General features: G+C 45.5%; 20 protein-coding genes. 9 read left to right on the top strand and 11 right to left on the bottom strand.

What is annotated here, in order from left to right; translation table 11 throughout:
• Positions 1–103 precede the first annotated feature (103 nt).
• Positions 104–733: a putative adhesin gene (locus tag J4N44_RS17235; RefSeq protein WP_005449940.1), complete on the bottom strand. Its 630-nt coding sequence runs from the start codon at positions 731–733 to the stop codon at positions 104–106.
• 387 nt (positions 734–1,120) lie between these two features.
• On the opposite strand from J4N44_RS17235, the gene J4N44_RS17230 reads away from it, so the two are divergent.
• Positions 1,121–1,297, top strand: a complete 177-nt coding sequence (locus tag J4N44_RS17230; RefSeq protein WP_155243545.1) for a hypothetical protein — start codon at positions 1,121–1,123, stop codon at positions 1,295–1,297.
• Between the two features lie 140 nt (positions 1,298–1,437).
• Here J4N44_RS17230 and J4N44_RS17225 read toward each other — a convergent pair whose 3' ends face one another.
• Positions 1,438–2,439 carry an arginine deiminase-related protein gene (locus J4N44_RS17225; RefSeq protein WP_252045510.1) on the bottom strand — a complete coding sequence of 334 codons (1,002 nt, stop codon included), beginning with the start codon at positions 2,437–2,439 and terminating at the stop codon, positions 1,438–1,440.
• 407 nt (positions 2,440–2,846) lie between these two features.
• Here J4N44_RS17225 and J4N44_RS17220 point away from each other — a divergent pair, with 407 nt between their 5' ends.
• Positions 2,847–4,685, top strand: a complete 1,839-nt coding sequence (locus tag J4N44_RS17220) for an ABC transporter ATP-binding protein (protein WP_252045509.1) — start codon at positions 2,847–2,849, stop codon at positions 4,683–4,685.
• 641 nt (positions 4,686–5,326) lie between these two features.
• Entirely contained in the window at positions 5,327–6,034 is a 708-nt protein-coding gene (locus J4N44_RS17215) for a DUF445 domain-containing protein (protein WP_252045508.1), read from the top strand.
• Between the two features lie 100 nt (positions 6,035–6,134).
• On the opposite strand, the gene J4N44_RS17210 is transcribed toward J4N44_RS17215, so the two are convergent.
• Positions 6,135–6,611 carry an Lrp/AsnC family transcriptional regulator gene (locus J4N44_RS17210; RefSeq protein ID WP_005449899.1) on the bottom strand — a complete coding sequence of 159 codons (477 nt, stop codon included), beginning with the start codon at positions 6,609–6,611 and terminating at the stop codon, positions 6,135–6,137.
• Between the two features lie 322 nt (positions 6,612–6,933).
• On the opposite strand from J4N44_RS17210, the gene J4N44_RS17205 reads away from it, so the two are divergent.
• Positions 6,934–7,101: a hypothetical protein gene (locus J4N44_RS17205; RefSeq protein ID WP_005449897.1), complete on the top strand. Its 168-nt coding sequence runs from the start codon at positions 6,934–6,936 to the stop codon at positions 7,099–7,101.
• 7 nt (positions 7,102–7,108) lie between these two features.
• Here the strand turns inward: J4N44_RS17205 and J4N44_RS17200 are convergent, their stop codons facing one another.
• The gene (locus J4N44_RS17200) at positions 7,109–7,357 is read right to left on the bottom strand and encodes a hypothetical protein (protein WP_005449896.1); all 249 of its coding nucleotides are present in this window, start codon (positions 7,355–7,357) and stop codon (positions 7,109–7,111) included.
• 534 nt (positions 7,358–7,891) lie between these two features.
• On the opposite strand from J4N44_RS17200, the gene J4N44_RS17195 reads away from it, so the two are divergent.
• From J4N44_RS17195 to J4N44_RS17185, 3 genes are all read left to right on the top strand, one after another.
• Positions 7,892–8,254 (top strand): hypothetical protein, encoded by a 363-nt coding sequence (locus J4N44_RS17195; RefSeq protein ID WP_252045507.1) that lies wholly within the window; start codon positions 7,892–7,894, stop codon positions 8,252–8,254.
• A complete protein-coding gene (locus J4N44_RS17190) occupies positions 8,241–8,690 on the top strand; it encodes a hypothetical protein (protein WP_009696503.1) in 450 nt (149 codons plus the stop codon). Before J4N44_RS17195 ends, J4N44_RS17190 begins: the two co-directional genes overlap by 14 nt.
• A gap of 275 nt (positions 8,691–8,965) precedes the next feature.
• The gene (locus tag J4N44_RS17185; RefSeq protein ID WP_009702245.1) at positions 8,966–9,412 is read left to right on the top strand and encodes a GNAT family N-acetyltransferase; all 447 of its coding nucleotides are present in this window, start codon (positions 8,966–8,968) and stop codon (positions 9,410–9,412) included.
• 18 nt (positions 9,413–9,430) lie between these two features.
• Here the strand turns inward: J4N44_RS17185 and J4N44_RS17180 are convergent, their stop codons facing one another.
• Entirely contained in the window at positions 9,431–9,670 is a 240-nt protein-coding gene (locus tag J4N44_RS17180; RefSeq protein ID WP_005449890.1) for an RNA recognition motif domain-containing protein, read from the bottom strand.
• A 176-nt stretch (positions 9,671–9,846) separates the two neighbouring features.
• Here J4N44_RS17180 and J4N44_RS17175 point away from each other — a divergent pair, with 176 nt between their 5' ends.
• The gene (locus J4N44_RS17175; protein ID WP_005449889.1) at positions 9,847–10,377 is read left to right on the top strand and encodes a GNAT family N-acetyltransferase; all 531 of its coding nucleotides are present in this window, start codon (positions 9,847–9,849) and stop codon (positions 10,375–10,377) included.
• 95 nt (positions 10,378–10,472) lie between these two features.
• Here the strand turns inward: J4N44_RS17175 and J4N44_RS17170 are convergent, their stop codons facing one another.
• The 5 genes from J4N44_RS17170 to J4N44_RS17150 all read right to left on the bottom strand — a co-directional run bounded on the left by J4N44_RS17170 (position 10,473) and on the right by J4N44_RS17150 (position 17,859).
• Positions 10,473–10,982: a MerR family transcriptional regulator gene (locus J4N44_RS17170; protein WP_009706661.1), complete on the bottom strand. Its 510-nt coding sequence runs from the start codon at positions 10,980–10,982 to the stop codon at positions 10,473–10,475.
• A 179-nt stretch (positions 10,983–11,161) separates the two neighbouring features.
• Positions 11,162–12,655 carry a sodium/proline symporter PutP gene (gene putP / locus J4N44_RS17165; RefSeq protein ID WP_005449887.1) on the bottom strand — a complete coding sequence of 498 codons (1,494 nt, stop codon included), beginning with the start codon at positions 12,653–12,655 and terminating at the stop codon, positions 11,162–11,164.
• A gap of 139 nt (positions 12,656–12,794) precedes the next feature.
• Complete coding sequence (locus J4N44_RS17160) at positions 12,795–13,502, bottom strand: 1-pyrroline-5-carboxylate dehydrogenase (protein ID WP_239924414.1); 708 nt, start codon at positions 13,500–13,502, stop codon at positions 12,795–12,797.
• A gap of 11 nt (positions 13,503–13,513) precedes the next feature.
• The gene (gene putA / locus J4N44_RS17155; RefSeq protein ID WP_252045506.1) at positions 13,514–16,645 is read right to left on the bottom strand and encodes a bifunctional proline dehydrogenase/L-glutamate gamma-semialdehyde dehydrogenase PutA; all 3,132 of its coding nucleotides are present in this window, start codon (positions 16,643–16,645) and stop codon (positions 13,514–13,516) included.
• 401 nt (positions 16,646–17,046) lie between these two features.
• Positions 17,047–17,859: an AraC family transcriptional regulator gene (locus J4N44_RS17150; RefSeq protein ID WP_005449884.1), complete on the bottom strand. Its 813-nt coding sequence runs from the start codon at positions 17,857–17,859 to the stop codon at positions 17,047–17,049.
• A gap of 774 nt (positions 17,860–18,633) precedes the next feature.
• On the opposite strand from J4N44_RS17150, the gene J4N44_RS17145 reads away from it, so the two are divergent.
• Complete coding sequence (locus J4N44_RS17145) at positions 18,634–19,353, top strand: helix-turn-helix transcriptional regulator (protein WP_009702374.1); 720 nt, start codon at positions 18,634–18,636, stop codon at positions 19,351–19,353.
• Positions 19,354–19,421: 68 nt separating this feature from the next.
• Here the strand turns inward: J4N44_RS17145 and pdxH are convergent, their stop codons facing one another.
• Entirely contained in the window at positions 19,422–20,057 is a 636-nt protein-coding gene (gene pdxH, locus J4N44_RS17140; protein ID WP_005449881.1) for a pyridoxamine 5'-phosphate oxidase, read from the bottom strand.
• Between the last annotated feature and the right edge of the window lie 16 nt (positions 20,058–20,073).

Genomic DNA, 20,073 nt, shown 5'->3' with positions numbered 1-20,073 from the left:
TTTAGCCCTTTTTCTCACCCGGTAATAATTTTGGAGTAAACGATAAAAACCAAAAAGGTCAGCTCTACAGCTGACCTTACGTTTATCAAAACCTTGTTTGGATCTAATCAAAGATCGACTTACCCAAAGGAACAGGGTTTTGCTGCCCAAAATTGGTTCCGTTTTGTAATCCACGACAAAACGAGCAATGGATGGTGCTGTATTTGATGTCGTTATCTTGGAGCAATTTGAGAGCTTCAAATAAGGTTGGTGGAGTGCCGCAGCTACGGTTACGAATGGTCAATACATCCATTTGAACGGTGCCTTTGTGCTGCATCAGAAATTGTTCAACGACCTCATCGTTCAGCTTTAACACGTCACGATAATACGATTCAAGGTCATGCATGCCTTGCGCAATGTAAGCGTAAGTTTCCGCCTCGTCCGCACTTTGATACTTGGTCAGGTCATAATCTTTATCCAGATCAGTGCTGGTAATAATTTGCCTTGGCTTCACATAACCCGAAGCGAGCCTGCGAATATCCATGCTGCCGCCTTGCGTGTATCCATGTTCACAGTAGAACTGGAGATTCTCATTGGCGGCTAATTTGATTGGGCTCTTACTAGAGGTGCGTCCATGGGCACTAATGATCAAATGTTCCGAGGTTGGCTTTCCCTTCTCTTTTGACCATAAGTAAAGGTGATTACCAATACCGTGTTTCTTAAATGTCGCGTTTTTAGGTACCTTCATTGGCATATTATTATCTCCATATTCACTAGTTCAACCAACGGATTGAAGCTTAAGTATAAGCAGCGAAAATAACCCAACTGGTTGGTTCAGAACGAGGATAATTATGTTTGTGATATGGCTTCTAAAAGTCACTGCAAAAATAGAGCGGCATACAGCCAAGCATCAAGTATATAAGCATAGTTCAAATTGCCTTTTCTCTTTTGAAATCAGAATTCTGGTCAAAAAATGAAAATTTACCTTACGCAGCACTCTGTCAGAGTGCTGTCAGGGCAGAGAATACTCTCTCATCCGCACACAAAACCTTCACATCACGGTCATAATCTAGGGTCTAAAATTACTCTTGTACTCGTGTCTACGGACGAAATTTTCAATCGTTAGTTGTGGGAGGTTGCTATGAAAAAGTACTGTCCAATATGTCAAACAGAGCTCATTGGTCGAAGCCAATATTCTGTGTGTCCGAGAAACAGTATCGGTGAATGTGCTTATGATGGTTATGAGGAACACCACGCCCATTGCTGTCATGAAGTGGGTGAAAACACCCATGAGAAAGAATTGGTCACCTTAGATTAAAAAATCAAACAGCAACGAAACATGAAAATGCCACTCAGTGTTGAGTGGCATTTTTAATGGTCAGTTCTTCACCTGCGGCATCAATAAAAAAGCACCACATCTTTCAACATGGTGCTTTTTGGGGGAAATTCAGGATTGGTTTACAACACGGCTTTGCGGCTTGGTAGGAACACTTCGCCTAACATACAGCGTACAGAGCCACCACCGATCGATTCGATGGTAGAAACGTCAAATGGTAGCAATTTACCGTGTGTCGCTAGTTGATTTCTTTGTGCTGGTGAGAACGCATCGTAAGCCGATTGAGACATAGCAATGACCTTATCGCCGCGTACCGTTTCCAACTGAAGGATGTTGCCGCAGAACTGGTTCATCTGCTCAAGCGAAATCGAGATAACCTGCTTATCTTTCGCCAATGATTTAAGCACAAAGCGACGCTCAAACTCAGGGATCACTTCATCACATATCAAGCAGAACTGCTCACCCACCGCCATCATCACGTTAGTGTGGTAAATCGGCGCGCCAGAAGGCAAACGGGTTTGGAAAGAAATCACGCGATCGTAACCAATGCGCTTGGCATAATCTTCTAACACCAGACGATCACAACGCTGTGAAAGCGCGGCATAAACGGTTTTGTTGAAGTGGTCGAACACCATCACGCCTGTGCTTTCTAGGTAGGCTTCTTCTCCGAGGTATTCGGTTAATGAATCTTGTTGATGCACTTCACGACCCGCTTTTGCTAATGCGGCGACCAGCGCATCTGGGCGAACTTCATGCTGACGGTTTTCACACGCCATCGGGAAGGTATACAAAGTGCCTTCTGGAGTGGTGCTAAACCAGTTGTTCGGGAACACAGCATCTGGCGTGGCAATGTCTGATTGAGGGTAATCAAACTCAACCACTTGCACGCCTTCTTTACGCAAGGTTTCAACCATCGCGGAAAATTCAGCCATGGTGTTACGTGAGACTTCTTCTTGAGTCAGAGAAACTTGGTGTTGAAACTCGTTGTCTTGCGCAGTTTCTTCGTTAAAACGAAACTCTTTAGGTGGCACCATCACAACGCAATTTGCGGTATGACGCAGAGCACTTTGCGTGCTTTCTTCTTTTCCATGTGCATTCTGAGGCACTGATTCGTGTAATAGCATCCAATACATTCCTTTTCACTAGAATGATGAGATTGTAAATTTATTGTTAACCGCAGTTTTGCTGTTTTTAATAATAAATCCATCAACCAAAAGTAAATATTTTGGTATAAGACCGGATTAACCCGACTTTTTATTGTCACTTTGCCGATTTACTGTTTTGTGACGCGTGAATGGTCATCTCAAGAATAATGCACTAGCGAATTCTTTATAACCAACTAGTTACATTTAAAAGGCAATCGGTTAGACTATTTTTTCGCCTCTCACACATACGCAAATACGTCTGCTTTTCTGGCTAGCAGACCACAATATGTCTTATCTCCACGTTCAGGATTTCTGCCTCGTCCAAGGCAAGAAGAATTGACGGATTCACCCTCTGACGTGGCAATGCTTTAACTTTAGGATGAGTTATGTTTAAACGATTTGAAGGCTTTACCGAGCCGTTCCCCAAATCACAGCCTAATCAACCCCCAACGGGGATCTTTGCGTTCTTACGCCATTACACGCGCGGCTTTGAGAAACCGCTGATCATCATGTCGATCATGTCGACGATTGTGGCGATCGTAGAAGTGTCTCTGTTTGGTGCCATGGGTCAGTTGGTTGATTGGCTATCCACCAGCAATCCAGAAACCTTTTTGCAAGACAACAAAGCAGACCTTATTTTCTACGGCTCTTTATTGCTGATTGTCATGCCGATTTTGGTGGTGGTTTACTCACTGCTGATTCACCAAACCCTGCTGGGTAACTACCCAATGTCGGTACGTTGGCTTGCGCACCGTTACTTGCTAAATCAAAGCCTGAACTTCTATCAGGATGATTTTGCAGGACGTGTCGCCACCAAGGTGATGCAAACCTCTCTGGCGGTGCGAGAAACCGTCATGAAGACGATGGATGTGTTCGTCTACGTCTTAGTTTACTTCACCAGCATCATCGTGATGTTAGCCGCCGCTGATTGGCGTTTGATGATCCCAATGTTGGTGTGGCTACTGGCGTACATCGCCATTCAGATCCACTTTGTTCCGAAACTAAAGGCCGTGGCGACTGAGCAAGCCGATGCACGCTCCACCATGACAGGGCGCATTGTCGACAGCTATACCAACATTCAAACCGTGAAGCTGTTCTCACACAGTAAACGAGAGACCGAGTACGCCGAAGAAGGCATGAAAGGCTTCTTGAATACTGTGTATCGCCAAATGCGCTTGGTGACTGGCTTCGACGTAGCGGTAGAGATCTCTAACTATCTATTGGTGTTCTCGGTGGCTGCACTGTCGATTTACTTGTGGCTAGATAGCGCGATTAGCGTTGGTGCCATTGCGATTGCTGTCAGCTTAGCCCTGCGTATCAATGGTATGTCGATGTGGATCATGTGGGAAGTCGGTGCCCTATTTGAAAACTTGGGTACCGTCGTAGATGGCATGAAGACACTGTCTAAACCGATCGACATCAAAGACAAAGCCAACGCGAAAGATCTGCAAGTGTCTCAAGGCGGCATCCACTTCGATAACGTTAGCTTCCATTACGGTGAGAAAAAGGGGGTGATTAACAACCTCGATCTTAATATCAAACCGGGTGAGAAAGTGGGCTTAGTTGGACGATCTGGCGCGGGTAAATCCACCTTAGTGAACTTGCTATTGCGCTTCCACGATGTAGAAGAAGGTTGCATCAAGATTGATGGGCAGGAAATCTCGAGCGTCACGCAAGATTCGCTGCGCTCGAATATTGGTATGGTGACGCAAGATACGTCTTTGCTACACCGCTCAATCCGCGACAATATCTTGTATGGCAATCCAGAGGCAAGTGAAGAAGACCTGATTAAAGCGACTAAGCAAGCGCACGCACACGAGTTTATCGAAACCCTAACCGACCCGTTCGGCAACGTGGGTTACGACGCGCAAGTGGGTGAGCGCGGTGTGAAACTGTCTGGTGGTCAACGCCAGCGTATTGCGATTTCACGTGTACTGCTAAAAGACGCACCTTTGCTGGTACTTGATGAAGCGACTTCAGCACTGGATTCAGAAGTTGAAGCCGCCATTCAAGAAAGCTTGAACGAGCTGATGCAAGGCAAAACCGTTATCGCCATCGCGCACCGTTTGTCGACCATTGCGCAAATGGATCGCTTGATTGTGCTTGATAAAGGCAACATCGTCGAACAAGGCACACACAAAGAGCTTATTGCCAACAACGGCATTTACGCTCAGCTTTGGGCGCACCAAACAGGTGGCTTCCTTGGGGAAGAGCTCGAGGGTTAACGTTCTTAAATTGCAGTAAATCACCAAACTAAAACGGCGCAATAAGCGCCGTTTTTTCATTCGATTTTGCTATGTCGAGCCGCTTTCCCCAAGAAGACACCCCACACAAATAGTGATGGCGATCGCTTACTTTCTCAGATATAAAACAATTTTATGGGTGAAAGTCACACTTTTTCTGATAGTATGGCGTCCCGTTGCGTAATCGTTAGTAGTGGACACAACGCAGAGTAGCAAGCTGGATTCATTTGTAATTTCACTTTTTGAGAAACAGCTATACTCAATTGATGGCTTAGTTATTAATCTAATAATAAGGTAATTAGCTTATGTGTAAATGTGGTTCAATGCAGATCGTACAAGTAAAACCAAGTTGGGCAGACAAATTATTCGGCTACTCAGAGCGCTGGAAATGCCAACTTTGTTGTAAGGTCTTCCGCTTCTAAAAACACAATAAAAGTACACTTAGAATTTCTAAGAAAAAGCAGTGACCCGGCAGTGAATGTCGGGTTTTGTTTTTTTAGCGCTAACCTATTTCATCCCGCCTAAAAGCAGACCCAATCAAGCTCAACCTAGCATCTCTCTACCAGTTAGGTATAGAATCATGCCCACTTATTACTTCATCAATTCATACATAATCGGTCACTATGAACAAAAGTTTGCTGACTAATATCCTCGCGATCGCCATGATGGGCGCGGGATACCACATTCAAAATGATTACCTTTGGTACGCGGGTCTATTCGCTTTTTCTGGCGCTATCACCAACTGGTTGGCGATTCACATGCTGTTTGAAAAAGTACCCGGCTTGTACGGTTCAGGTGTCATTCCAGCTCGTTTCGAAGAGTTTAAATTGGCAATCAAAAACTTGATGATGGAGCAATTTTTTACCGAAGCGAACATCGATCGTTTCCTAAACAAGGAAATGGCTGGCGGCGTAAACATCAACCTAGAACCAGTGATCGAGAAAGTCGACTTAAACCCAGCCTTTGATTCTCTAGTGGAAGTCATTGAAGGTTCTCAATTTGGCGGCATGCTCGCGATGTTTGGTGGCGCAGAAGCGCTACAACCAATGCGTCAGCCATTTGTTGAGAAGATGCAAGAGTCCATCATCGAACTGAGCAAGAGCGACAGCATCAAAGAAGCACTCAAAGAGCAGTTAGAGTCACCAGCAATGATGGATGAAATCAAACAGAATATTGAAAGCATCATCGATCAGCGCCTAAGTGAATTGACGCCAGCGCTGGTAAAAGAGATCGTACAGAAGATGATTAAAGAACACCTTGGCTGGCTCGTCGTTTGGGGCGGGGTATTTGGTGGTCTGATCGGCGTACTGACAACCTTAGTCAGTGCCTAAGAGCCATCTAATCACTAATGCTGATTAACTCGCATTAAGAACTCAAAAGGAGCCCCATTGGCTCCTTTTTTGTACCTGTGTTTCGCACACTTTGTGCAATTTAACCAAGCAGCTCGGGATTCACCCCAAAGCCCGTCTTGTGTTCTTCAATGACCACTTCACTACGAGTTTGTATCACACCAGGCAACGTCCCAAGCTTACTCGACATAAACTCTTGGTAAGCCTTCATGTTCTTCACTCGCACTTTGATCATGGTATCGAAGTCACCTGACAGCGAATAGCACTCTTCTATTTCAGGCATTAACTCTACTGCTTTAGCAAACTTCTCAAAAATCGAAAAGCTGGTTTGATCTAAGCGAATATGGATGAAGACCTGCACATCCAACCCAAGCTTCTCCGCATTGAGCTCGGCATGATAACCATTTATGTAGCCTTCTTTCTCTAACCGTTTGACACGCTCAGAGCATGGTGATGTGGTTAAGTTAACCTGCTTTGCCAGTTCTACGACCGGAATTCGCCCACGAGAATGCAGCACTCTCAAAATTTGCAAATCAATTCTGTCTAATTGGTAACTCATTAACCACATCCTTGTAACAACTCAGGAGTCATCAGAGTAATAGTAACTATTCAGTTTGCAAATAGTGATATCAACAACGTGTGAAACCTGCATACATTTAACGTTTGCCCAGCACAAAAATTCATCAAATAGTCAAAAAATAAAAACATTCATCTGCATAATTTATAAATCAACACACCAATATTGGCGACTTTATTAATTAGATAATTTTGTTAACAAAATAATGGAATGATGAACTTTGAAGAGAAAAACATGAGCTACAGAGAAAAGAAATGAGCCAAATGATAAGGCAATAATAGGTAAAAATATTAAGGAGAAAGCAATGTTAACCCTACAACTCGCGTACAAACCATTTGGCGTTGGAGAATGGACGTACACGACCGTCTCACACGAAGTCGCAAAGTCTCTGGCGTCTGAATATGCGTCTTACGGCTGGCCAGTTATGATCGACGGATTGCCATTCGCAACAGAAAAAGATCTTGCTGCGTAAGCGTCAATTACATAATTGCTGATGTCTGTCGCGCTGGATGCTGAACCACTTCACCAATAGCGCGATGGTTACAACAACGGCAGTAGTACTGCGGTTCCATCTCGTAGTAATGCTCACCCGATACAAACTTTGCCATCAACTGAGTAAAACTGACGACTTTGCCAGTTAGCGTGGCGATATGCTCTGGTTCACAACGCTTCATGATCACTTTATGCTGCGTTGATCTTCTACAAACTGAGCAATAAATATCCGGCATTTCTCTTCTCCCTGATTTTCTGTGCTACTGACAATTGACATATTTTGTTCAAAATAATTCCACAATTAAAAAGCCCCTTTAGTTTTTTGTGCCCCACATCCAAAAAATTCCGCACACGTGCCTGAAAACTGAGACCTTGGTCAGACCTCAACTTTTGTATCAAATTATGAACAATAACGCCTATGTATGTAATACTACGAGATACTACGTATAAGTAATTGTCACTGTGTATTTTTTACATTCGGCATTAAAGAGCGTCTTGATTCCGACAGGTGAGAGAGAACGGATACCTCTCTTCCGACTCGTGTAATTTACAGTGTGAATTGTGCACAAAAAAAATCGCACTACCCCTCGCGCAGTTCAATGCGGATTTGATGCGAATAACTAAACCTGAAAGCGTTCCGCAAACTAAAGAAAACACTGAGTATACGGTGGGACTTGCCTCTTAGATTTGCTGTTCAGCGAAACTAAGCAGCTCTCATCGTGACATTATGATGTGCAAAAGATAACTAGATAGAACATGGAGTCATTGGCATGGAAAGCCTCGCAAAATCTCTCAATCAACAAGGGTTCCGCTGTCATGCGCTAGATCGAAAGGTCAAAGTAGAACTCGGTAGCTTTGGGCAATACGTTTACGTTATTAAGGACTACCAAACTGGTCACTATTTGGTTCAGCGCCATTTAACCGTCCAAATAGCGACGTTTATCCTTATGTTGAGTACAGGTCTGTATGGCTTAGTGACCAAAGGAAGTGGTATCAGCGCGGTCCTTGCGGCTATCTCAGTTGGTGGGCTAATAAACCTGATTTTAATTGAAGTGAAATCTCAGCCGCTTACACAAGCTCTGCGTAAACTGTCAAACATAAGCGGCGAGGAAATTCGAAGTGATCATTCATGAGACCTCACAAAACCTACCAAAGAACAATCCGTTCTTATTCAGCATTTGGTTTCTATCACTCACCTACTTTGCTTATATAGGCGGTTACCTATGGTTAATAGGAGCAGGGTTGGCTGTATTTATTCTATTGCTGTACGTATTACATCTATCTAAGCGTAAGTGGTTTACGCCAAAATCGATCAGCATTGAGCCCGCTTCTAACAGTTTGAAGTACCATCAAGATTCTACAGTGTACTTTCGTATTCCATTGAATGAAATCAGCAAGGTTCAAATTGAGAAAGAACCTTTCAGTAATAACTGCTTGATGCTCTACACCGCCACAGATTCCTATCAGGTTCCAAATTCCAACAACTTCGATAAACTACAATTAGCGCAATTAATGAAACAGATCGAAGAGAAAATTGATGATAGAGATAGTCAAAGCGCAAACGAATGACATTATACCCAAGTGACTTCAAGATGCAGGATTCAGAGCGTTGTCATTGATTCGAGTTCAAGGAGAACAACACAGCGTAATAGCCAGCTCTTTCCAAGTTGTTTGACGCAGAAAGCGGGGCAATGACACGCTCCCGAAGGGCGAGCTGTCTTGGCTTGTATACTTTGTTGCCGATTCTTGATTTAGAGTGACTAGATCTTTAAATCGTCGCCGCGTCTACAAACCAAGTCATTCTCGCTGAACCTAGCATCTCGAGGTTACTTGGGTATATACAAGTGGCGGATTTGGTTTCTAAAGTTACACAGCGCCACATCCTTGAGCACTTTACCGAGGAAGGAAAACGGCGCTTTCTCGCAAGAATCGGACAAGATGTGACACAAGCAATAACACATCCAGACTTTTTAGCCTTAGCGGCGTTCCGCGACAGTAAAGTGGTTGGCTTTGCCGCTTTAAAAGATGATAACTATCTCACCCACTTATTCGTCGCAACCAAAGCTCAAGGTCATGGTTTGGGTAAACAACTTCTCGATACGATACTGGACTCAACCCATGATAAGCCAAGAAGTTATGTGCGTCTTCGTTCAGCCCCCAACGCAGTTTCGTTTTATCACAAGCACGGTTTTGAACCTACCGATGATCTCTGCGAGAAAGAAGGAATTCGTTATGTGCCAATGCGATTAGCGCTCGTTTCCTCTCTTGAAATACAAAAAAGCCAGCAATGATGCTGGCTTTTCTCTCTCTTAGTCTTGAGCGACTTTCACGCGAATCTTGCTTTTCGCTACGCTGGTCAAGTTCAGCGCTTCCAGTGCAGAAATCGCTTCTGCTTCATCTGGCATGATCACAAAGCCGAAGCCTTTTGATAAACCGGTTTCTTGATCAAGAACCAATGTACAAAGCTCTACTTTGCCGTGTGCAGAGAAGAGTGCACGCATGTCTTGCTCAGTCGTTTGACGAGCCAAGTTTCTTACTAAAAGTTTCATAGTGAACCTAGTGGTTTGAATAACCCTACGATTCTCTCAGGTTCTTCAAAACAAACCAAGTCATTCTCGCTGAACCTAGCATCTCGAGGTTATTTGGGTATACGAACAACTAGATCATTCTAAGTACATCTGCTTAAATGATTTTTCTTTCATTTTTCACCCAAAGGAGAGCCGATATGGAAACGAAACGTCTTAAGCTAATCCCTGCTTGTTTAGAACGTGCAGAAGAAGCACACCAAGCAGTACTGCGTAGCCAGAAGACACTCGAAGTGTATCTTCCTTGGGTGCCACATGTGCTCACACTAGAAGCAATGATTGAGGGGACAGAAAAAGCCATCGCCAACTTTGAAAGTTTTGAAGGGGAGTTGCGTTACTTCATTATTGAAAAAGAAAGCGACCGTTTAATTGGTGCAGTAGGCTTAATGATTCGTGATCAAGAAGTGCCGTCGTTTGAAATCGGTTACTGGCTGGATGATGCCGCGGTGGGCAACGGCTACATTTCCGAAGCGGTGCTTGAGCTAGAGCGCTACGCGTTTGAAGACCTCGGTGCAAGACGCATTGCGATTATGGCAGATTCAACCAACCTAAAAAGCCGTGCTGTCGCAGAGCGTTGTGGTTATGACTTTGAAGGTGAGTTGAGACACGACCGCCTCTCTACCTCAGGGGAATTGAGTAACACTGTGGTTTACTCAAAGATCCGTTTCTAAGCAGTTTATGATTAAGTAAGCTGTTATAAAAAATAAGCCTCACGAAGAGGCTTATTTTTATTTAACCGGTTTTTAATGTCCTGCTTAAGCGCTAATTATAGAGCGCGAATGCGCACAATTTCGTCTTGCTCAATACCCAAAGATTCAAGGAATTTTTGGTGCTCAGCAGGTTCCATCTCTTCAAATTTCTGGTGCCATGTCACCATGTCGTTTTCAGAAAAGCCCGCCGCTTGCATGATTTGTACCCAACGTTCTTTAGTCACAATATTATCCTCTATCAGTTGTGGTTCTTGTAATAGCACCACGATCGCTTTTTGCTGCGCTCGCAGATTTTGAATCTCGCGTTCAAGTTCATTGAAATGGTCTTTCAAGATCTCCGCTTGAGATTTGCCTTTCTGTGCCAACAAAGTGCGTATGCTGGAAATCGGTAACCCATAAGAACGATAAGACGAAATGGTTTTTAAACGCTGCATCTCTTTTTCTCCATACCAGCGATAACCGTTTTCTGAACGATGTGCAGGCGCTAGCAAGCCTTCACGTTCATAATAAAGAATCGTAGTACGAGAGAGTCCACACTCTCTGGCCAGTTGGGTTACGGTTAGCATAGTGGCTCCTTTTGTCGGTACAGACATAGCATCAGCCCTACACTGATAGACGGGTCAACACGTTTTTTACTATACCTCAGAAATTCTCGAATTGAGGTATTACGGGTCATTCAAATCACCATCGAGTAAGCACAAAAAAGCCCGCGACGAACGCGGGCTTTGTTTTTAATTGAGAGGAATTAGTCTAGCTCAACCAATTTCTTCTCGTATTCTTTGTGTTGCTCAAGTACTTCTTGCGCTGCACCACCAGTCAACTTACTTACAACAATGATCGCAATCGTTGAGAAGATGATGCCCGGTACGATTTCGTACACATCGAACCAACCGCCTGTTAGCTGTTTCCAAACCACGATAGTCACACCACCGATTAGGATACCTGCTAGTGCACCGTTGCGGTTCATACCGCTCCAGTAAAGGCTAAGCACAACTGCTGGACCAAACGCTGCACCAAAGCCTGCCCAAGCGTAAGATACAAGACCGAGAACAGAGCTGTCTGGCGTCATTGCTAGGAATAGCGCGATAAGAGAAATCACGATAACGCCCACACGACCAATCATTACAACTTCTTCAGACGTTGCATCCGGCTTAATCACTTGCTTGTAGAAGTCTTCTGCTAGAGCAGATGACGATACTAGAAGTTGTGAATCCGCAGTACTCATTACCGCCGCTAGGATTGCCGCCAATAGGATACCGGCAATCACTGGGTGGAATACCGTGTTCACCAATAGCATGAAGATTTTCTCACCATCTTCTAGTTGCGTACCAGGGTGACCTGTTACCCACACTAGACCAACAAGACCAACTAGCATTGCGCCCGCCATAGAAAGCGCAGTCCAACCTACAGCGATACGACGCGCTGTTGTTAGGTCTTTGTTCGAACGAGAAGCTTTAAAACGCGCTAGGATGTGTGGCTGACCGAAGTAACCTAGACCCCATGCCACCAACGAGATGATCGCGATAGCCGATAGAGGCTCGCCTTTCGTATCGTTCCATAGCGTTAGTAGCTCTGGGTTAATGTTGTGCATGTCCGTCGCTAATTGACCTAGACCACCATCCATCACAGCAACTGGCACGATCATTAGTGCTGCTGCCATCAATAGACCTTGCACCAAGTCCGTCCAAGATACCGCTAAGAAACCACCGAATAGCGTGTAAGAAACCACACACACCGTGCCAATGATAACGGCAATGCTGTAATCCAAGCCGAATACGGTCTCAAACAGTTTGCCCCCTGCTACCAAGCCTGAGCTGGTGTAGAAAAGGAAGAATAGAAGAATGAAGAAAGCAGAGATTGTCTGAATCAGTTTCGACTTATCGTTAAAGCGACGCGACAGGAATTCAGGCAGCGTTAGCGCATCAGTTTGAATGCTGTACGTACGTAGACGTTTTGCACTGATTAACCAGTTTAGCCATGTACCCACAAGCAGACCACCTGCTAGCCAGAACGCTTCAATACCTGCTGCATATGCATACCCCGGAAGACCAAGTAGCAACCAGCCACTCATGTCTGATGCACCTGCAGAAAGTGCCGCTGGCCATGGACCAAGGCTACGACCACCTAGGAAGTAGTCTGATGAATTGGAAGTCCTCTTATACGCGTAAACGCCAATGGCAACCATAATTAGTAAGTACGCCACAAAAGTGGTCGTGATAGCAAAGCTATTTTCTATCATTTGATAGTCCTCGTTATAATTATTTCCTTCCTTGCCTGCTTTGATATTTTGCCATCGCAGCAATACATCAAAGTAAGAGATACCAACCCGAGTAAGCTCTCAGGCTCTTTTGGTTCAGATTGGTATCACACAAGTCAGGTTAGTGGGAGTCGCTTCCCAACTCGAGTAGAGTCGCGTTACCGCCCACCGCTGTAATATTTATCGTTCGAGTACGCTCGGTAATGAAGCGCAACGACAGATGAGGATCATGAGTCAATGTCGGTGACTCTAAATCCGTTTCAGAAACTAAGCCGACGATGGCACCGTCACGCTTAGCCAGTTGCAGGTTAAGCGCATGCTCAACCTGTGAATGCCCAACATAACCCACACTACGTACGTCGCTGTCTAACAACGGGGAAGACGCATCGTACGCAACCACTTGGACTAAGTTAGATGGGAAGTTTGCTGACGCCACAGCATGCTTAACCAATTGAGTAAGCTCTGTATTGTCACTACAAATCACCACGCTGTTGCCTGCAATCAGAGCACAGGTGATCATTGCAAATGCGCTGTACAGTGCGTTCTCGGTATTCGCCAGGTTGTTTTCACAAACGACCAAAGCCACACCGCGACCCGCTGCGTACAGCTCGTTAGTTTCGCCCGTAGGTCCCACTAACTGATGAGTTTCTGCTAACAGAGTAGACGCTTGCTGCAAGTGATAAGACACCACTTTGCCAACTACGCTATGCTGCTCTTCAATCGCAGATTTAAATGCCAGCAAATGCTCACATTTGTAATCAAAATCGGTCAGATTCCACTGCTCCCACGCAGAGAATGCATCTTTAAAAAACGTGATCTGATGAACCATAATGCGACTCCTTACGCCTTCTCTGCTTGAACAAGATGTTGTTTAGTAAAGCGGTATAGGTAGTGAGGACCACCAGCCTTCGGACCTGTACCCGACAAACCTTGACCACCGAATGGCTGAACGCCAACCACCGCGCCAACCTGATCACGGTTGATGTAGCAGTTACCCACGCGAGCGTGTTTTTCAATCCAACGGTAAGTGGTTTCGTTACGGCTGTGGATGCCCATTGTGAGACCAAAACCAGTTTGGTTAATTTGCTCAACCACGTTTGGCAACTCAGACGCTTTAAAGCGAACAATGTGTAAGATGGGACCGAATTGCTCTTCTTTCAGAACATCAATGCCCGAGATTTCGAACGCACTTGGCGACACAAAATCACCGTGCTGACAAACTTCATCCAATTGCAACTGAGCAACTTTGGTTTGCGTGCTTGTCATGTGCTCTAGGTGAGCAAGGAGTTTATTTTTCGCATTGCTGTCGATAACCGGACCCACATCGGTTTTGTGTAGGTAAGGAATACCAACATGCAGTTCATTCATTGCACCTTGGATAAGGTTGATGATGCGATCCGCAACATCTTCTTGAACGAACAGGACGCGCAGAGCAGAACAGCGTTGACCAGCAGAAGCAAAAGCGGAACGAATCACGTCACGCACCACTTGCTCTGGCAGTGCCGTACTATCCACAATCATGGCGTTTTGACCGCCAGTTTCAGCGATAAACGGTACTGGCTTCGCGCTACGCTCGGCAAGCGTCACATTGATACGCTGCGCCGTTGCTGTCGAACCAGTAAATGCCACGCCTGCAATCGCATCGTGAGAGGTTAGTGCATGACCAATTTCACCACCACGACCCGGTAATAGCTGAATCACGCCCGCTGGGAAGCCGGCTTCTAACATCAATTCGATCGCTCGCGCCGCAATTAAGCTAGTTTGCTCAGCAGGCTTAGCGACGACGGTGTTACCTGCAACTAATGCAGCTGTGACTTGACCAAGGAAAATCGCGAGTGGGAAGTTCCATGGGCTGATACAAACGAATACACCTAACCCTTCACGGCTAGACATGCGTTTCACGCCATCAAAACCTTCTAGCTCAAACGGCTGAAGATTTTGCGCTTGCTTCGCGTAGTAACGACAGAAGTCGACCGCTTCACGCACTTCATCAATGCTGTCATGAATCGTCTTACCCGCTTCTTGGTGACAAATCGCCACCAGCTCAGCCAAGTTTTCTTCCATCAGATCCGCAAGCTTATCTAGGCACGCCGCTTTTTGTTCAATCGCGGTGCCTTTCCACTCTGGGAATGCAGCATCAGCCGCTTCGATCGCAGCGGAAACATGATCAAGGCTTGCGAAAGCCACCTGGCCCACTTCAATACGACGATCGTAAGGAGCAGTAATGATCTCTACGGAATTTTCCTTGATCATGCTTTCGGCATGTTTTTCGCCGTTAATGATCGGACCCGCAGTCCACTTCTGAGTTAGGAAGCTTTCAACCTGCGCTTCAAACGGCTTCGCTTCGCTGTCGATATCAACGTTCACACCGTATGAGTTTTTGCGCTCTGGGAAGATGCCGGTTGGCATTGGAATTTGACCGTTGTGTAGCGTCTCAAAAGAGGTCAGCACATCAACAGGGTGATGCGTCAGCTCTGAAATCGGACAACGCGCATCGACCAAACGGTGCACAAACGAGCTGTTCGCGCCGTTTTCTAGTAAGCGACGAACCAAGTAAGGCAGTAGATCCGCATGGCTACCGACTGGCGCGTAAATACGTACTGGCTGCCCATAAGTGTCCATCACATGGTTATAAAGCGAATCACCCATACCATGCAGACGTTGGAATTCGTAATCTTTGTGCTCTGCCATTACAGCAATCGCCGTAACAGTGTGCGCGTTGTGACTAGCAAACTGCGGGAAGATATTACCGCGCACGCCTTCACTCAGTAGGAAACGCGCACACGCTAGGTAAGCAACATCCGTCGCTTCTTTGCGCGTGTAAACAGGGTAGTTCTCGTAACCCGCTTGTTGCGACCACTTGATTTCGCTGTCCCAGTACGCGCCTTTTACTAGACGAAGCGGGATCAAATCACCCTGCTCTTTCGCTAGACCGTTTAGCCATACGAGTACAGGTAGTGCACGTTTCGAGTAGGCTTGAACTACTAGACCAAACTTGCCCCAGCCTTTCACTAGGTCGCTGCGGTACAGCTTTTCAAACAGTTTGAGTGACAGCTCAAGACGGTCCGCTTCTTCTGCGTCAATCGTGATGGCAACATCCACCTCAATAGCGCGCTTAAGCAGTTGCGTTAAGGTGTCGTAAAGCTCTGTCATCACGCGTTCTTCATTCGCCACTTCGTAACGTGGGTGAAGTGCAGAAAGCTTGATAGAAACAGAAGGTGCAGGGCTTGTGTCACTGCCGTACGTTTCACGACCAACGGCTTCGATCGCCATTAGGTAGTCTTTGAAGTACTTGCTTGCGTCTGCTGTGGTCAGCGCCGCTTCACCCAACATATCAAATGAGTAAGTGAAACCTTTGTCGCGCATTGGGCGACCGTTCTTCTGCGCTTCTTCAATCGTACGACCACGTACAAACTGATGACCCATGATCTTCATTGCCTGATACATGGCTTTACGAATCACAGGTTCTGAGAATTTATTTACCAGACGGTTTACAGCCTGACCTGGGCTCTGGGTTTCCTGCTCACCAAGACCAATCACTTTACCTGTTAGCATTAAGCCCCAAGTTGAAGCGTTAACGAAGACAGAATCAGAACTCTTAAGGTGAGATTTCCAGTCAGCAACGCTTAACTTATCTTTAATCAGTGCATCCGCCGTTGCTGAATCAGGAATACGCATCAATGCTTCTGCAAGACACATCAGTAAGATACCTTCATGAGTATCTAAGCTGTATTCCAGCAATAGCGCATCAATCATCTGAATTGACTTCTTATCCGCACGGATGGCTTCGATAAGCTGGGTTGTTTGGGTCGTGATTGCCGATTTTTCTTCCGCTGTCGGCGTTGCTAGTGGCAATAATTGCTCTAGCCATTGAGACTCGTCCACCATGTACAATGGCGAGATCAGTGACCACAACTTATCAAGCGGCTGCTCGATAAATTCCGGTGTTAACACGTTCGTTGCTGTAAACATGCGTTTTCCTCAATCTCTCTCCTCGAAAACCGCTTCGAGGATCATCAATGGCTGGCAGTGTATTTTGAGCCCGAGAAGAATACTTGTCAAAAACTCCGAGCTTTTTGCTAAAAACTCGCTTTTATAACAAAACATCTACATAGTCACACGCAAATACATAATATATTGTGTTGTAAAAATTCATCTTTGCATGTCATTTACAACAAAAGCAGGCGGGTTTTGAGCAATTTCTGTTTGAATAAGAAGGATATAGATTGCGCTTTTGTGAGGATATGGACAAAAACATTGAAATTTTCCGGAGAATTACGCAAAAAAGTTCGACTTTCCTGTGCAAAACACAAGCACAAAAAAGCCGCGACTCATACGCGGCTTCGTTCAAATAAGCAACTTGATGAGTAGTGTTAGCCAACCTGTTTCTTATACTGAGAAGGTGATAATCCTTGTAAACGAGTAAAGGTATGAGTGAAAGTACTTTGGCTTGAGAAACCGGTGAATTCGGCAATTTGCCCCAACGTTAAGTGACCTTGTTCAATCAAATCGCGCGCCATATCGATGCGTTTGCCGAGCACGTACTGATGCGGCGTAATGCCCATCTGATCTTTGAATAAGCTATGGAATTGGCTTTCACCTAAAAATACGCTGCCAGCCAATTGCGCCACGCTGATTTTGTGGCTCAAGTGCTGTTCGATGTAACGGTCAATCGCTTCCAGATCAAAGCGTGACTCTTTCCTTGAGGTTTCAAATGCTGATATATGACGCTGCATAAGAGCGATCACGGTGTCATTACACGCACGGCTAAGCAGTAAATCGTCTGGATGATTGCGCATCTCTTGCACCAGCATTTGAATCAGCTTTTGAATCTGACCATCCAATTGGAAGTAAAGATGAGAGCGTTCTAGGTTATTGATTTTTTGCAACATCTCAGGATCATCGTTGGCAGGCTTTGGCATATTAAGCACCAAGATGTCTGATTGATGAATCACGCCACCGAAAGCATGATCAGAAGATGCCGTTACGATGCAACCTTGCCCCGGACCAACCAAATTACCCTGACCACGAACTTCGAATTCTGCTTGTCCCTTTAAACCGATCACGATCTGTGTGTAAGCATGATCATGGCAATCCATATAAGACGGAAGCGTGATCAACTCTGCTGGTTTAGGCAGCATGATCTCTTTATATAGCGGGGCTTTCGGGTTATCTGAATCACTCATTTCAAACAGTCGTCTTTACACAGTCGGCTTATATCTTGGCATCATATACCTTCTCTGTTGGGTTGCAAATCTTCCCCAATCCAATCGCACAAGATCAAATCAACACGATCATTGCGCTCTACATGATCATAGTTCCGGAACGATGATCATGTGATAGAAACTTACGGTCAATGTGCAACCAATTTTTTTAACAAAAACGGACAGATAGCCAAAATTACCAAAGATGAGACAAGCCAATAGCAAAGATCTTTGGGGTTGAAATGCACATCAATGTAAGCAACAAGGTAAAAACTACGATCGAAAGCGCACGAAATGCCCGAAAAACAGGGGCATAGAGGGATTTCCCCCCTTACTAATATGCTCACAATTCAATACATTAGACCTCGAGCTCTAGGATGCATACGACCCTGAGCTCATCGGTATCTACTTGATACCTCTAACTTACTTAGCAGACCCTCGCTATGTAATTTAGAACCTCTTCTACACGTCGACAAGATTATATCTTGTGTTGCCAGCCCGTCTTCAGGCTGGCTTTTTTTTGTCTCACGCCAATGAAAACAATGGCATAAGCTGATAATATATCGACCATCTCACCGTATCCTGACGTTAATCATCACGCTGAGTTATCCTGATCGACCTTCTCTCTTCCAGTTCCATCTGGCGCGATTCTCGAAAGCATGATCAAGGCAGTGTTGTAATAAAAACGCGGGATAAGCGAAGTGAGAATACTGACCTGCAATCAAGCAGGCGATATGTAGCAGTAGTGAGTCCCTTGTGAATATTCCAGTCAATACCATAGAACAGTCGCTCCTTCGACAGCTACCGGGTTGTTGGGGATGCAAAGATAAAGATTCGGTATTCCGCTATGTGAATCAGGAATACGCAGAATTGATAGGCTACGATTCACCTGAAGTCTGTATAGGCAAAACAGACTTTGAGGTCGCAAGCCCTACCATTGAATGTGCAAAAGAGTTTCAAGAACAAGATAGGCACGTAATTGAAACAGGCGAGTCGCTAAAGATCCTTGATATCCACCCTTATCCAGATGGTCATTGGCGAGCGCACATTTTTACTAAGACGCCTTGGCGAGACGACGACGGCAACATCATTGGCACCATATTTTATGGTCGCGAACTTACTGATACTGCCGTCATCGAAGTGGGATATTGGGTATGCAGAGCCATCGGTGGCACGCCCAACCAGCAGTCCATCTTTCGTTTTTCTAACCTGAAACCCGAGCCAGAAAAGCTGACCTGCCGTGAGCAAGAGACTCTGTTCTTGTTGCTGTATGGCAAAAAGCCGCAATTCATCTCACAGGTCATGGGGATTTCAACCAAGACCGTAGAAGGGCATGTTGCTCGTCTGCGCACTAAGTTTGAAGCCAACAGTAAGAACGAACTTATCGACAAAGCCATGGAGGCAGGCTACGGATCGATTGTGCCGAAAACCCTGCTTAAACATCAGCTTTCTGTCGTGCTTAACGGTGAACGTTGATTCGCCATTGGGTAAACACAAAAACACCGCCTATTGAGGCGGTGTTTTTTATCTCTTTGTCAAAGCCATTACGGCGCAAGGCGATCGATGTCCCACTCGCCTTCTTGATTTGAGAACAAGAAACGGTCGTGCAGACGATGTTCACCACCTTGCCAGAATTCAATGCTTTGCGGCTTGACGCGGAAACCACCCCAGAAGGATGGCATCGGGATTTCACCCTTGGCAAACTTCTGCTTCAACTCTAGGAATTTACCTTCCAATACACCACGTGCAGAAATACGGCTACTTTGTTTGCTTGCAATCGCAGCCAATTGGCTGTCTTTCGGACGAGAAGTGAAGTACTTCATGTTCTCCATCGGCGTTAGCTTTTCTGCCACACCTGTGATGTGAACCTGACGCTCAAGTGGATGCCATGGGAAATGCAGGCTGATGTTGCTGTTGTGCTCAAGCTGCTGCGCTTTACGGCTGCCCAAGTTGGTGTAGAACACAAAGCCATCTTTATCGACGTTTTTCAGCAGCACAATGCGTTGAAACGGCATGCCATTTTCGTCCACTGTCGCGACCGTCATTGCGGTTGGATCAGTCAACCCTGCTTGTACCGCTTGCTCTAACCATAGGTTAAATTGATCAATCGGATCTGCTTTTAAATCTTTACGACGCAGGCCACCTTTTGTGTACTCACGACGAATATCAGCAAGTTCCATTTTCACTCCTTCACTG

This window comes from Vibrio sp. SCSIO 43155 (assembly GCF_023716605.1).
Classification (GTDB): Bacteria; Pseudomonadota; Gammaproteobacteria; order Enterobacterales; family Vibrionaceae; genus Vibrio; species Vibrio harveyi.
The sequence above is the reverse complement of the archived record's forward strand: the minus strand, read 5'-3'. Positions and strand labels throughout refer to the sequence as shown.

Excerpts from the sequence above, each read along its gene's own strand:
- J4N44_RS17175 (WP_005449889.1), top strand. The coding sequence starts at position 9,847 with ATGGAAACGAAACGTCTTAAGCTAATCCCTGCTTGTTTAGAACGTGCA.
- J4N44_RS17205 (WP_005449897.1), top strand. The coding sequence starts at position 6,934 with ATGTTAACCCTACAACTCGCGTACAAACCATTTGGCGTTGGAGAATGG.
- J4N44_RS17160 (WP_239924414.1), bottom strand. The coding sequence starts at position 13,502 with ATGGTTCATCAGATCACGTTTTTTAAAGATGCATTCTCTGCGTGGGAG.
- J4N44_RS17210 (WP_005449899.1), bottom strand. The coding sequence starts at position 6,611 with ATGAGTTACCAATTAGACAGAATTGATTTGCAAATTTTGAGAGTGCTG.
- J4N44_RS17230 (WP_155243545.1), top strand. The coding sequence starts at position 1,121 with ATGAAAAAGTACTGTCCAATATGTCAAACAGAGCTCATTGGTCGAAGC.
- J4N44_RS17195 (WP_252045507.1), top strand. The coding sequence starts at position 7,892 with ATGGAAAGCCTCGCAAAATCTCTCAATCAACAAGGGTTCCGCTGTCAT.
- J4N44_RS17180 (WP_005449890.1), bottom strand. The coding sequence starts at position 9,670 with ATGAAACTTTTAGTAAGAAACTTGGCTCGTCAAACGACTGAGCAAGAC.
- putP (WP_005449887.1), bottom strand. The coding sequence starts at position 12,655 with ATGATAGAAAATAGCTTTGCTATCACGACCACTTTTGTGGCGTACTTA.
- putA (WP_252045506.1), bottom strand. The coding sequence starts at position 16,645 with ATGTTTACAGCAACGAACGTGTTAACACCGGAATTTATCGAGCAGCCG.
- pdxH (WP_005449881.1), bottom strand. The coding sequence starts at position 20,057 with ATGGAACTTGCTGATATTCGTCGTGAGTACACAAAAGGTGGCCTGCGT.
- J4N44_RS17235 (WP_005449940.1), bottom strand. The coding sequence starts at position 733 with ATGCCAATGAAGGTACCTAAAAACGCGACATTTAAGAAACACGGTATT.
- J4N44_RS17150 (WP_005449884.1), bottom strand. The coding sequence starts at position 17,859 with ATGAGTGATTCAGATAACCCGAAAGCCCCGCTATATAAAGAGATCATG.
- J4N44_RS17215 (WP_252045508.1), top strand. The coding sequence starts at position 5,327 with ATGAACAAAAGTTTGCTGACTAATATCCTCGCGATCGCCATGATGGGC.
- J4N44_RS17225 (WP_252045510.1), bottom strand. The coding sequence starts at position 2,439 with ATGCTATTACACGAATCAGTGCCTCAGAATGCACATGGAAAAGAAGAA.
- J4N44_RS17200 (WP_005449896.1), bottom strand. The coding sequence starts at position 7,357 with ATGCCGGATATTTATTGCTCAGTTTGTAGAAGATCAACGCAGCATAAA.
- J4N44_RS17170 (WP_009706661.1), bottom strand. The coding sequence starts at position 10,982 with ATGCTAACCGTAACCCAACTGGCCAGAGAGTGTGGACTCTCTCGTACT.
- J4N44_RS17220 (WP_252045509.1), top strand. The coding sequence starts at position 2,847 with ATGTTTAAACGATTTGAAGGCTTTACCGAGCCGTTCCCCAAATCACAG.